Annotated in this window: 13 protein-coding genes; 10 read left to right on the top strand and 3 right to left on the bottom strand. The window is 50.0% G+C overall.

Annotated elements, in window-relative coordinates:
- Positions 1–440: 440 nt before the first annotated feature.
- Positions 441–2,486 carry a replication endonuclease gene (locus tag ACL2XF_RS12410; RefSeq protein ID WP_413728688.1) on the top strand — a complete coding sequence of 682 codons (2,046 nt, stop codon included), beginning with the start codon at positions 441–443 and terminating at the stop codon, positions 2,484–2,486.
- 159 nt (positions 2,487–2,645) lie between these two features.
- Positions 2,646–2,837 carry a hypothetical protein gene (locus ACL2XF_RS12415; protein WP_413728689.1) on the top strand — a complete coding sequence of 64 codons (192 nt, stop codon included), beginning with the start codon at positions 2,646–2,648 and terminating at the stop codon, positions 2,835–2,837.
- Here the strand turns inward: ACL2XF_RS12415 and ACL2XF_RS12420 are convergent.
- A complete protein-coding gene (locus ACL2XF_RS12420) occupies positions 2,834–3,025 on the bottom strand; it encodes a hypothetical protein (protein WP_413728690.1) in 192 nt (63 codons plus the stop codon). The genes ACL2XF_RS12415 and ACL2XF_RS12420 overlap by 4 nt on opposite strands.
- Positions 3,026–3,851: 826 nt before the next feature.
- Here ACL2XF_RS12420 and ACL2XF_RS12425 point away from each other — a divergent pair.
- Positions 3,852–4,658 (top strand): hypothetical protein, encoded by an 807-nt coding sequence (locus ACL2XF_RS12425; protein WP_413728691.1) that lies wholly within the window; start codon positions 3,852–3,854, stop codon positions 4,656–4,658.
- Between the two features lie 49 nt (positions 4,659–4,707).
- Here ACL2XF_RS12425 and ACL2XF_RS12430 read toward each other — a convergent pair whose 3' ends face one another.
- Together ACL2XF_RS12430 and ACL2XF_RS12435 are read right to left on the bottom strand one after the other, a co-directional pair.
- Complete coding sequence (locus ACL2XF_RS12430) at positions 4,708–5,754, bottom strand: phage portal protein (RefSeq protein WP_413728692.1); 1,047 nt, start codon at positions 5,752–5,754, stop codon at positions 4,708–4,710.
- Positions 5,754–7,517 (bottom strand): terminase ATPase subunit family protein, encoded by a 1,764-nt coding sequence (locus tag ACL2XF_RS12435; protein WP_413728693.1) that lies wholly within the window; start codon positions 7,515–7,517, stop codon positions 5,754–5,756. Before ACL2XF_RS12435 ends, ACL2XF_RS12430 begins: the two co-directional genes overlap by 1 nt.
- Positions 7,518–7,658: 141 nt before the next feature.
- Between ACL2XF_RS12435 and ACL2XF_RS12440 the strand changes: the two genes are divergently transcribed.
- The 7 genes from ACL2XF_RS12440 (at position 7,659) to ACL2XF_RS12470 (ending at position 11,879) form a co-directional block, all read left to right on the top strand.
- Positions 7,659–8,516, top strand: a complete 858-nt coding sequence (locus ACL2XF_RS12440; protein ID WP_413728694.1) for a GPO family capsid scaffolding protein — start codon at positions 7,659–7,661, stop codon at positions 8,514–8,516.
- 25 nt (positions 8,517–8,541) lie between these two features.
- Positions 8,542–9,702 carry a phage major capsid protein, P2 family gene (locus ACL2XF_RS12445; protein WP_413728695.1) on the top strand — a complete coding sequence of 387 codons (1,161 nt, stop codon included), beginning with the start codon at positions 8,542–8,544 and terminating at the stop codon, positions 9,700–9,702.
- Between the two features lie 3 nt (positions 9,703–9,705).
- On the top strand, positions 9,706–10,374 hold the full coding sequence (gpM, locus tag ACL2XF_RS12450; protein ID WP_413728696.1) for a phage terminase small subunit: 669 nt from the start codon (positions 9,706–9,708) through the stop codon (positions 10,372–10,374).
- Positions 10,375–10,494: 120 nt separating this feature from the next.
- Positions 10,495–10,968 carry a head completion/stabilization protein gene (locus ACL2XF_RS12455; RefSeq protein ID WP_413728810.1) on the top strand — a complete coding sequence of 158 codons (474 nt, stop codon included), beginning with the start codon at positions 10,495–10,497 and terminating at the stop codon, positions 10,966–10,968.
- The gene (locus ACL2XF_RS12460) at positions 10,968–11,171 is read left to right on the top strand and encodes a tail protein X (RefSeq protein WP_413728697.1); all 204 of its coding nucleotides are present in this window, start codon (positions 10,968–10,970) and stop codon (positions 11,169–11,171) included. Before ACL2XF_RS12455 ends, ACL2XF_RS12460 begins: the two co-directional genes overlap by 1 nt.
- A gap of 2 nt (positions 11,172–11,173) precedes the next feature.
- The gene (locus ACL2XF_RS12465) at positions 11,174–11,383 is read left to right on the top strand and encodes an HP1 family phage holin (protein WP_413728698.1); all 210 of its coding nucleotides are present in this window, start codon (positions 11,174–11,176) and stop codon (positions 11,381–11,383) included.
- Positions 11,364–11,879 (top strand): lysozyme, encoded by a 516-nt coding sequence (locus ACL2XF_RS12470; protein WP_413728699.1) that lies wholly within the window; start codon positions 11,364–11,366, stop codon positions 11,877–11,879. The genes ACL2XF_RS12465 and ACL2XF_RS12470 overlap by 20 nt, the downstream gene beginning before the upstream one ends.
- Positions 11,880–11,885 lie beyond the last annotated feature (6 nt).

Here is an 11,885-nt window from a genome sequence, read left to right on the forward strand (position 1 = left end):
CAAAATATTACTGGACAGAATTAATTTCACAGGATTAATCGAGGAAATCGAGGACATTATTAGTCTTGAACAATTCCTGTATAGTTTAAAACTGGTTGATCGGTTAAAAACTCTTCGTCAAAAAATATATCTTTCTGGAATGGAGTGCAGTTATATAGAGGAGCTGCTATTAGATGAAATGGTTTATATTTTAAATCTACCGAAGAGTTAACACCATGCCAGATATCGTCGACATTTCACAAAAATGCATTGATTTTTTGCTATCACGTCAAATAGATAAATACAGGCTTAAATATACGCCTCCTTCGGCGTATATTTGCTCGGCTTGTTTTTTAGTCATTCCGAAAGAGCGACGACGGGCAGTACCAGGAGTTTTTTTATGTATTAAATGTCAGAAACAAAAAGAATTAAATAACATTTTTATCAGGTGATAATTTTTCATGAGTATTTTAGAGAACCATAGTCCCCGTAAAGTAACAGATTCCATCACTGGTGAATTTATATGTTTCTCAGAACCGGTTGGCGGTGAATATCTTTCTCCGCCAGTTATACGTAAGATGCCGAAAGGGTTAGGCATCCATGAACAACGTCTTTGGGCTATAAATGCAGACGACCATGCATGGAGATGTCAATACTTATCTCCTATGCCAGATTATCTGGCTCGTTATTTCGCAGATAATTACATCAAAAAATTTATAAGCAAAGGACGTTATAGTGCCAATTCATTTTTGAGGGTATCAGTGGGGAAGAGCGTTCTACCTCGCTTGAAAATGGTTAACGCACGTTATGCAATTAAAGACGAAAGCGAATTGAAACAGTATTTTCATAAAGATTTTTTGTCGTCTCGTTTTCCTAATTTAGGCCGAAGTGATATCAAAAAACTCAGTTCCCGTATAGCTGGCTATATACATCAATGTTTCATTAAATTTACCGAACAATTCAATGCCATAAGCACATCATCATTTATTTCGCTAACACTGATCTCTTATCGCTACCTAGCTGGTTTGATCAGAAATCTTCGAATACAGGCCCCATATTGGCATAGCTTTATTAAAAATTCACTTAGTGAGAACAAAGCTGTATCTGCTATTGCTCGTATGACTAGTCAGGAATGGTGGAAAAACAAACTTCAGCGTCGTCGGGATATGCAGCGCGAGCACTTGGCTATCGCTGTTGGGCAAGTTCAAAAGTCCGCTAGTCCTTATGTTAGCCAATCTTGCTTGGCTGAATGGAAGGAACAAAAACGGAGAAATCGTGAGTTATTGAAAAGAATGAGCCTGGAGGATCAGGACACAGGAGAGCGCATTCCCTTGGTTGATATCGTGGATAAATCCAATGCAAATCCTGCCATTCGACGCTGCGAATTAATGGTGCGGATGCGCGGCTTTGAAGACCTCGCGAATGAACTGGGCTGCGTCGGGGATTTTTACACGCTTACTGCCCCCTCAAAGTTTCATTCAGCCCATAGTAGCGGCGGGTTTGTAAGCTCTTGGATAGGAACTGATCCGCAAGAATGCCAAAAATATCTTTGCAATGTCTGGTCTTGTATCCGCGCAAAACTTAAACGCGAAAGCATCCAGATTTTTGGTTTTCGAGTGGCCGAACCTCATCATGACGGCATGCCTCACTGGCATCTTCTTTTGTTTATGCTACCCGAACATCGAAACCAAGTACGCCAAATCATTCGTAATTACGCTCTTAAAATAGATGGTTCTGAACCGGGAGCGTCCCAGCATCGTTTAACGGTAACAGAAATAGATCAGGAGAAAGGCAGTGCCACCGGCTATATCGCCAAATATATCTCCAAAAATATCGATGGCTACGCTCTTGATGGGGAAACGGATGAAGAAAGCGGTGAAGATCTCAAAACCATGGCGAAAGGCGTGACTGCCTGGGCCAGCAGGTGGCGCATTCGCCAATTTCAGCAGATAGGTGGCGCGCCGGTTACTGTTTGGCGTGAATTGCGCCGATTGCGTGAAAGGGAACTTCCTGACCAAAAGATGGATGCCGTCCTGGCGGCGGCCGATATAGGTGATTGGGCAGCATATACCGCAGAACAAGGTGGCCCACTGGTAGCGCGGAAGGATCTGGCCGTTCGTCTTGATTATGCTCTTCAAGCACCGCCAAACATATACGGTGAAGAGGTAAAACGCATCAATGGCGTGATGTCACCGAAGGTCGGTCAAAGCTCCATCGTCTGCACCAGGATAACCAAATGGAAAATCGTATCCCGAGTATCTTTAGCCGACCAACGGGAGGATGGAGTTTCTGGCCGCCCTGCGGCCTCTTGGAGTTCTGTCAATAACTGTACGGAAAGGTTTAGGGTAAAGTTATCTATACTATTAAAAAGGAGAGGTCTAAATGGTTCTAATTATGAGGTCGATATTTTAATGCGGGGAAGTAATATTATATTTAGAGATTCATCCCTGCTGAAAATTGCAGATGGACAATGTATAGAAATAAAAAATAAACACAGATGGTACTAACTTATTTGCTTTGATTTTGTTATATAATTTATTGTTTTTATTTATGAAAAAATCACTAATTAACTAAACAAGTAAAATTGTGGAAATAATTTTGATAATCGGCTTTATTTTTAAAAATAGCTGTTTATAATTCCAGGTCCATTAACAAGGAGGTAATTGATGCATGCGGTAGAACATTTAGAGCAGGTATTAAATAGGGTGCAGTTCATAGCAGATTTAGCTCTAATCGCTAAGTGCCAACAATCAGAGCTGAAATTAGCATTAACGTTAATATCTGAAATTGCTGACTCTTATAGTCAAAAAAACAAATGCTGTGAAAAGACCATGAGCAGCTATTTTGATACAAATTAAATAGGCACTTCAGCAGTGTCCATAATGTAGTCTCCAATAGCTAATTGATAATGTTTCTCTGTTAAAGTGAACAGAAGCAATTCGCGGATATCAACATCTTCGATGATATGCGCCGCATGGGCCAAAGCCATACATTGGCATTCGATATCTTCTCGGCATACTTTGCGGGGTTTAGCGATATTAATCATATATTCACTCCATCTATATTAACACAGGAGTTAGAACTAATTCTAGGGGATTGGGTATAGTCATATAATGATAAAAACATGATAGCAGCCTCGGTATCTTCAGAGCCGCCACTACAATGGCGGTAGCCCAAACAGGGGTCTCACCACCGGCCATAGCTAACCGGTCAGCACCGAAGTGCTGCCCCGTCTGAGCCACCATTGAAGGAATTCAATTGATGAACTAAGACTGCAACCCAATACAGAAACTATATTAGGTTGCAGCTATGGCTTAAGGGGGTGAGACTCCCTACACCTATTGCTAGGTGCGGGCTTAATATATACTATTGCATTTCTTTTTGGCAATAAAAAACCTCATCCATCATTTTCATTTTAGTTTTAACAAAAACTATAATAGCTGGTTTTTATTGGCCTGTCATTATTGCATAAGGATTTATTGATGGCATTCAGAAATTAAAGAATAAACTTTTTTAAATAAATGCATTTATACATCAATTATTTTTTGGTTCAACATTACATTGCATTTTTATGCATTCAATCGCATGGCATTAACAACATTGAGTTTCTATAGTTAAGCCCTTCGTGTAGCCGGGTAAGTGGATCTATGCCAGTGCATGATAATAAAGCTGTCAGCAGGTCAGGCGTGGCGGGGGTAGCATTGCGCGAAAGGAGAGATAAATCTGTTTAATTACTTCATATAATATATTGGTCATTATTACTATGATCTGGTTTGATATTTATAACCTAACTTATCACTCAATCCATTCCGCATTATCTGCAGTTCTGTCGTTATTAATGGGTTTGGTTTAGCATTGATTAAGGAATTACAATGCACGGCTTGTACGATATTTATGAAAAAATTTACTTCAAGAGTCTCGCGGACAGGGAGAAAATCATTGGTCGAGTGCAATTAAATTTTACTATTTATGTAAGTATGTTTGCAGTCTTATTTTATATGCTTCGAATGATTGATTATGATAATTCATTGTTATCTTTGATTATTTTTTTCTTTATGCTTTTACTTTGCTTACTATTTATAGCTATTTCTATTTATTTTACATACAAAAGCATTTCAGGTAAGTATGATTATCTCTATTTTACCCCCCACCATGAGATGGCAAAATACAGAAATGAATTAATCAAATTTCGCGATAATGCAAATTATTTCAATTTTAATAATAAGGAAAAAATACAAATACCTGATATCAATTCTAATTTAAAAACGAACGTTTTTAATATATTGGGTGTATGCAGTGATAAAAATAATGAGCTGAATAAGATAAGGATGATTTCGGTCAGAAAATCAATGAGTTGGATTTGGTTTTCAGGGTTTTTATTTATTATAACTTCAGCTATTTTCGCTGTGACGGATCTTGACGTTTCCTCCCCAAGAAAGGATACTTTAGTGAAAGATCAGAACTTAGCCAATGCAATCAAACAGTTCGGGCAGGATATCGTAACCGAGATGAGGTATTTTATGTCTAATGATAAGAGAAGCAGTTCAGTGATTAAACCTGGCCCTACCACCGGCGATGTTTTGTATCTTATTGATGGCAATCAAAAACCCACTTTACCGATACCGCCGTCCTACCAGGTTATTCCGGAAAGTTATTCACTCAAACAGCCTAATAACTAGCGATAACCCACATAAATTCGCAGCCCAAGCCGTTAAACGGCTTGGTAAATCAGCACTTATTTTCAAGTGAATAGTCTGCAAAATGTATTATTAGTTCCCCCATCCAATTATTGATTATTTTCATATGTGATTGAAGGGATGACAATTCATTCCTCACAAACACCTCTGCAGCCTTAGCAACATCGCCAAATCCCCCAACATTATCCGGTATAATCCCCATCATCTGCGGCGGCACCCGGTGAGCGCTCAACAGATCATCCCGGCTGGAGCGTTTAATGTTAAAAAAATCGTCCCGCGTTGCCACCTCGCTGAGCGGCAAAATCTGTATGCCGTCCTTTTTGCCATTCGGCGCATACATAAACAGATTGCGAAAATTCCCCAGCCCCTTGGTGTCCCTCATCGCCTTGCGCATCTGCTCGATATCACTGCTGTTTTGCGCCGCATCGGTCATATACAGGATATACCCGGCGTGCGCGCCGTTCTGGTAGTACTTGCGGCGAAATAGGGTGGCGGATTCGTTGAGCCATGCGGAATTCAGCGCGCTTAAGTATTCAGGTAAGCCATACAGCTCTTGATTAATATCCGGCTCCAGTAAGTGAAAAATGCTTCCAGGTTCAAACCGATGCGGTTCCTTGCCTGGCTGCACAAACCAGTAGGTATCGGTCTCGACGCCACGGCGTGTGTATTTGGCCGGAGAACATTCCAGGCGCAGCGGCTGGCCGAGCTGATTTTTTCGCAGTTCCAGGAACGCATTGCCGAACACCAAGTAATCCAGTGCAAAACGGCTGAAAACCTGCTGGCTAAGCAGCGGATGCGGAATGAATGTTGAAGCCAGGATATTGCGTTTTACGTATATCGGCGAGCTGTGATGCACCGCCGCGCGCAGGCTTCTTGCCAGGCCGTCAAAGCTTATCGGCGGCTCGTACCATTTGCCATTGCCGGTGCATTCGATGTAATCCAGCATTTCCCGACGGTCCAGCACGGGCACAGGTTCACCAAAAGAAAATATTTGCGCCGGAGAGATGGCCGCTTGTTCGGCGATTATTTTGTGCGTGTCAGGATGAATGGCGGGGTTGCGCGCTTTGCGTTTTTTCATCAGAAAAATTCCAGGATATTGGGGCTGTGGCCGCCGTTGGCGGCGGTGAGCGGTTCATTTAGCAGCGCGTGCATTATGGCCCAGGCCACATCCGCATGACTGGCCTCCTCGCTGCGACTGGCTTCATAGGTGGCGCGGTGGCCGCTGGCGGTCATGGTCTTGCGGATGGCCATAAAGGATTGGGTAATGTCGATATGCCCGGCGTCGTACTCCAGGCGCCCACTGGTGATCGTGTCCTTGGCTTTCAGCACCATGGCGGTTTTGATTTCCGGCGTGTAGCGGATCTCCCGCGCCGCCGGGAAGAACTGTTGCACAAGCTGGAATACCCCCTGCCCTATGGCCGTGGCATCGATACCGATGTATTCCACGTGGTAGCGCTCGGTCAGCATCTTAATGGATTTGGCCTGGGCGGCAAAATCCATGCCTTTCCATTGATGCCGCTCCAGGACGCGGAACTTGCCGCCGGGCACCAGAGGCGGCGCAAGTACTGCGCATCCCGCGCTGTCGCCGGTGTGTGATGGGTCGTAACCAATCCAGACCGGACAATAGGCAAAAGGCCGCATGGCATAAGGGTTGAAATCCTGCCATTCCTCCAGGCTGTCCACCATGCAGCCTTGCAGCTCGGCAAAGGGGAACACCGACGCCTGATCGTCGACAAACCCGCACATCAACAGGTTTTCGTATTCCGCCGGGCTGTACTCACGGCGCAGTTGTTCCAGGTCGAACAGGTTGCAGCCGCCGGTAAGCGCATCCTCCACCGTGACAATCTGTCGCCACTGGCCGTCGGCGCACAGCGCGCCCCGGGCCAGATAGTTATGGCTCAGATCCAGATGGATATGGTCGGCCTTGCTGGCGCGTCCCTTGTTAAAAAGTTCGCCCGACCAGAACGGATAGGCGCTGTGCGCCAGACTGGACGGGGTGGAAAAATAGGTGGTGCGCCATTTTTTATGCAGCGACATGCCGGAGGCGACTTTGCGAAGCTCCTGGAATTTGGGGATCCAGAAATATTCATCCAGGTACAGATTGCCGGTATAGCTTTGCGCGGTGCGCACATTAGTGCCGAGAAAAAACAGCCGCGCGCCGTTGCCAAACACTATCGGATCGCCCTTCAGGTCCACCTCCACCAAACGGGCAAAATCGATAATGTAGTTTTTAAACACGTGGGCCTGGGCTTTACTGGCCGAGAGAAAGATTTGATTGCGCCCGGTGACCAGCGCATCGAGCAGCGCTTCGCGGGCAAAATAAAATGTTGCCCCTATCTGGCGCGATTTGAGGATATTACGGATGCGGTGTTGCAGCCCGGCCCGGTACCACTCTTTTTGATAGCCAAACGCGGTTTTGTGGAATTCGTTTTCCAGCTTTTCCACCGCCTCATCGCTGAACACATTTTTCGCCGCTGGCCTGCGCTCGCCTTTGTTGCGGTTGCGCACGTTGGGATTCAGATCGGCCTCGTTGCCGGTCTGGCTGTAGCGGTTTACCCGCGCCAAACGCTCTATTTGACGACCTAGCAGGTCAATTTCTTTGTAATCACCGCCCTCCTTTGGGGTTTTCATAATCAGCTGGATAAGCCGGGCTTCCAGACTGCTTTCGATGCGTGAAATCGGCGCGACGTCGGCCCATTTGTCTCGCTGTTTCCAGCTTTGCACCGTCGGCATTTTCCGGCCCAGGGTTTCGGCAATCTGACGCACAGAAAAGCCTTGCCAGTAAAGCAACGCCGCCTGCCGGCGCGGATCGGTGATTAGGGTATTGGGTATGGGATTCATCGCATAAGGCTACGCGATGGGATGGCATTCGCGCCTGCCTTGCTTGTTGTGCCGTCCGCGCTACATCCCTGATATATTGCCACTTTTTACGATACTGAGGAAACTCTTTCCCGACCTGATTCCCCGTAAGAGCGGTTTCCCATGAGCAAAAAAGTCTCCAAGTTTTTCCGTATCGGCGTCGAGGGCGATACTTGCGACGGTCGTCGCATCAACGCCGATGATATCCAGCATATGGCCGCCAGTTTTGATACCCGTGTCTACGGCTGTCGCGTCAATCTGGAACACCTGAAAGGCATACTGCCCGATGGCGCCTTTCGCCGGTACGGCGATGTGATGGCGCTGAAAGCGGAGCAGATAGCCGATGATTCCGTGCTGAATGGCAAATGGGCGCTGTTTGCCAAAATATCCCCCACCGATGACCTGGTGCAGCTTAATAAAACCCGCCAGAAGATTTACACCTCGATGGAGGTGCAGCCCAATTTTGCCAATAGCGGCAAGGCCTATCTGGTGGGGCTGGCTATTACCGACGACCCGGCCAGCCTTGGGACTGAAATGCTGGCCTTTAGCGCCAGCGCGCAACATAACCCCCTGGCCGCGCGCAAATCCGTGCCGGGTAATCTGTTTTCTGCGGCGGTTGAGGTGGCGTTGGAGTTCGAAGAGATTGCCGATCCCGGCGCTTCACTGTTTAACCGGGTTAAATCCCTGCTGACCGGCAAACAAGCCCCAGACGATGCGCACCTGGCCGATATCCACGACGCGGTCGGCGCTATCGCCGGACATATCCAGCAAACGACTGATGATCAGGACCGGCAAAGAGATGCCCTGGACGCGGCACTATCCGACAGGCTGAACCGCCTTGAGCAAACCGTGGCCGCAGATCGTCACGCGTTTGATGCCCTTTGTGCGCAATTGGAGGAAACCGATAATTGCTATCAACAACGGCGGCCCCTGGCAACCGGCGGCAGCGGCGCACCGGCCAGGATCATGACCGACTGCTAATCCGATATGACCTATAGGGAGTTTAATGCGTACCCAGACCCGTTTTGAATTTAATGCGTTCCTGACGCGCCTTGCCGCGCTGAACGGCATCGGCAGCGCCGATCTGAATAAAAAATTCAGCGTCGAGCCGTCGGTCACCCAAACGCTTATGAGCCGCACCCAGGAATCCTCGGCATTTTTGAGCCGGATTAATATCTTGCCGGTGGCCGAGATGAAAGGCGAAAAAATCGGTATCGGCATTTCCGGCTCCATTGCCAGCACTACCGACACGGCCAGCGGTGGCGAACGTGAAACGGCGGATTTTTCCGTCCTGGACAGCGAAGGCTATTTTTGCCAACAGGTTAACTACGACTTTCATATCCGCTATAACACCCTCGACCTGTGGGCGCGTTACCAGGATTTTCAGGTCCGGCTGCGCGACGGCATTATCAAACGTCAGGCGTTGGACCGTATCATGGTGGGGTTTAATGGTGTGAAGCGCGCCAGCACATCAGACCGACTCGCCAATCCGCTGTTGCAGGATATCGCCGTCGGATGGTTGCAAAAATACCGCGATAACGCCTCCGCGCGCGTGATGAAAAATATCACCGCCGAAGACGGCACGGTGATTTGTGACCATATCCCGGTCGGCGAAGGCGGGCATTATGCCAATATCGATGCCCTGGTGATGGACGCGACGACCCATCTGATTGCGCCCTGGCATCAGGAAGATCCGGAACTGGTGGTGATTTGCGGCCGCCAACTGTTGGCCGACAAATACTTTCCCCTGGTCAATCAGACGCAACCCAATACCGAAACCCTGGCCGCCGATTTGATTATCAGCCAGAAGCGCATCGGCAACCTGCCCGCCGTGCGGGTACCCTACTTTCCGCCCAATGCGCTGATGATCACCCGCCTGGATAACCTGTCCATCTATTGGCAGGAAGGCACCCATCGCCGCCTGATTGACGAGGTCGCCAAGCGCGACCGCATAGAAAACTACGAATCCATTAACGAGGACTTTGTGATTGAGGATTACGGCTGCGGCGGGCTGATAGAAAATATTGTCATGCTGGAGCCGTCGGCAAAAAAAGACGAGGACACCCAATCCGCCGTACCGCAACCCGTGGATTATCAAGCCCTGGCCTCGGCGGCGGTGGAAGCGGTGATGGCCGCGCGCACGGCCTCGCTTCAGGCCCGGGAGTAAACCATGTTAAGCCCAGCCCGACGCCATATGTTGCGCCAGTCCGCGATTGACGCCGCACAGCGGGACGGCAACCCGCTGCGCCATGCCAGCGGTTACGATCTGATGCTGCTAAAACTCAATGAGGACAAACGCAGGCTCAAGCAGGTGCGCTCCCAGGAGCGCAAAGCCGAACTGAAACGCCAGCTGTTGCCTGATTATGCGCCCTGGGTGGCCGGTGTCCTGGCCGAGGGGCGCGGCGCGCAGGATGCCATCCTGATGACCGTAATGATCTGGCGGCTGGATGCGGGGGATATTGCCGGAGCGCTGGATATCGCCCGCTATGCGTTGCACCACAAGCTTGCCACGCCGGACAGTTTTACCCGCCCCACACCTTACCTGCTGGCGGAAGACGTGGCCGAAGCCGCCAGCCGCGCTTATATGGCAAAGGAGCCGGTGAATGCGGACCTTTTGCTGGACACCCTGGCGCTGACCGCGACGGAGGATATGCCGGACCAGGTGCGCGCCAAGCTGCATAAAATCACCGGTTATGCGCTACATGCCATGGGACTGGCCGATCCAGCACTGGCGCATTTAAAACGCGCGCTGCAACTGCACAGCCGTTGCGGCGTGATTAAAGATATTGAGCGACTGGAGCGGCAACTACGTGTTGACGCCGCCAACCGGTCGCCCTGACGAACGCGCCCCGCGCCGGGCGGCACGACCGGCGGCGAACGACTCGCCCAAAGGAGCAATGACTTGCCCTTTGGGACTGTACAAAGCCGGTCGTCCACCGCCCCCTATTTGGAGGTAATGATGTCGTCACTGGTGATACCCGCGCCGCGCCCGGACAGCGAGGCCGAGCCGCTTATCGACAATACGTTTTTCTGGCCCGCGGTGGATCCCTTAATGCTGCGCGCCATCCTGCGTTATGAAGGCACCGTTACGCCGCTGCGCCTGCGCCATGCAATAAAAAACGCCATAGCCGAGGTGAACGGCGAGCTATGGGACTATCGCCGGGAACAGATTGCCGCCGGTTTTACCACCCTGTCCGAGGTGCCCGCCGACCGTATCGACGGTGAAAGCGTCAAAGTGGCCTGCTACCTGCGCGCCATCACAGCCCTGACCGCCGCCGCCCTGGCCGAGGGCTATCGCGGTTATGACGCCAGCGCCAGCGGCGGCAAAAAAGCAACCGAAGTGGAGAGCCGCATCGATGAGTTATGGCGCGATGCGCGCTTTAATATCAGCCATGTGGCCGGGAAACCCCACTGCATCATCGGGCTGTTGTGATGAAAGTCAGAGCGCGGCAAGGCGATACGGTCGACGCCCTGTGCTGGCGACACTATGGGCGCACGCAAGCAGTGGTCGAGCAAGTTTTTGCCGCCAATCCCGGACTGGCCGGCCTGGGGAGCATTTTGCCCATGGGTATAGCGGTGGAACTGCCGGACCTCGCGCCTGCGGCGGTCCGTGAAACTTATCAATTATGGGATTAAACATGGAAAGAGTGACTACGGCACTATCCTACTTTTTTGCCGCGCTGTTGGCCTGGTTCGGTGGACTGACGCCGGAGTATAAAGCCCTGTTAGTGGGGGCAGCTATCGGCGTTGGCACATTTTTGGTGAACTGGTACTACCGGCGCAAAAGCTATGTGTTGCTGGCCCGCCATGGTCTGTGCCGGGGTGCATATGAAGAACACCATCGTTAAACGCTGCACGGCGGCAACCGTCCTGGCGCTGGCCGCACTGCTGCTACCCATCCAGCCACTGAAGACCTCCCCCGCCGGGCTGCGCTTAATCGCTCAGTTTGAAGGGTGTTATCTTTCTCCCTACCGCTGTGCCGCCGGGGTATGGACCGACGGTATCGGACACACTGAGGGCGTTATACCGGGTTGCATCATCAACGAACGTCAGGCGGCGGTAAATCTTGTAAATGATGTACGGCGTATCGAGCAGGGTATTGCCCTCTGCATGCCGGTCGGTCAGATGCCACAGGCGGTGTATGACGCGGTGGTGGCTTTTGCCTTTAACGTCGGGATCCGCGCCGCCTGCCGTTCAACCCTGGCGTTTTTTATTCACCAGGCGCAATGGCGGGATGCCTGCCATCAGCTACCGCGCTGGATATATGTAAAGGGGACACCCTCCCTGGGACTGGCGCGCCGTCGGCAGGCTGAAATGGCTTTATGCCTGAGCGGGGCCGGTTAATCATGC

This window comes from Sodalis sp. RH19, from assembly GCF_047324215.1.
In the GTDB taxonomy this organism is placed as follows: domain Bacteria; phylum Pseudomonadota; class Gammaproteobacteria; order Enterobacterales; family Enterobacteriaceae; genus Acerihabitans.

What these genes read in the sequence shown, in the direction of transcription:
- ACL2XF_RS12410 (WP_413728688.1), top strand. Translation starts at nt 441, where the DNA reads ATGAGTATTTTAGAGAACCATAGTCCCCGTAAAGTAACAGATTCCATC.
- ACL2XF_RS12415 (WP_413728689.1), top strand. Translation starts at nt 2,646, where the DNA reads ATGCATGCGGTAGAACATTTAGAGCAGGTATTAAATAGGGTGCAGTTC.
- ACL2XF_RS12420 (WP_413728690.1), bottom strand. Translation starts at nt 3,025, where the DNA reads ATGATTAATATCGCTAAACCCCGCAAAGTATGCCGAGAAGATATCGAA.
- ACL2XF_RS12425 (WP_413728691.1), top strand. Translation starts at nt 3,852, where the DNA reads ATGCACGGCTTGTACGATATTTATGAAAAAATTTACTTCAAGAGTCTC.
- ACL2XF_RS12430 (WP_413728692.1), bottom strand. Translation starts at nt 5,754, where the DNA reads ATGAAAAAACGCAAAGCGCGCAACCCCGCCATTCATCCTGACACGCAC.
- ACL2XF_RS12435 (WP_413728693.1), bottom strand. Translation starts at nt 7,517, where the DNA reads ATGAATCCCATACCCAATACCCTAATCACCGATCCGCGCCGGCAGGCG.
- ACL2XF_RS12440 (WP_413728694.1), top strand. Translation starts at nt 7,659, where the DNA reads ATGAGCAAAAAAGTCTCCAAGTTTTTCCGTATCGGCGTCGAGGGCGAT.
- ACL2XF_RS12445 (WP_413728695.1), top strand. Translation starts at nt 8,542, where the DNA reads ATGCGTACCCAGACCCGTTTTGAATTTAATGCGTTCCTGACGCGCCTT.
- gpM (WP_413728696.1), top strand. Translation starts at nt 9,706, where the DNA reads ATGTTAAGCCCAGCCCGACGCCATATGTTGCGCCAGTCCGCGATTGAC.
- ACL2XF_RS12455 (WP_413728810.1), top strand. Translation starts at nt 10,495, where the DNA reads ATGTCGTCACTGGTGATACCCGCGCCGCGCCCGGACAGCGAGGCCGAG.
- ACL2XF_RS12460 (WP_413728697.1), top strand. Translation starts at nt 10,968, where the DNA reads ATGAAAGTCAGAGCGCGGCAAGGCGATACGGTCGACGCCCTGTGCTGG.
- ACL2XF_RS12465 (WP_413728698.1), top strand. Translation starts at nt 11,174, where the DNA reads ATGGAAAGAGTGACTACGGCACTATCCTACTTTTTTGCCGCGCTGTTG.
- ACL2XF_RS12470 (WP_413728699.1), top strand. Translation starts at nt 11,364, where the DNA reads ATGAAGAACACCATCGTTAAACGCTGCACGGCGGCAACCGTCCTGGCG.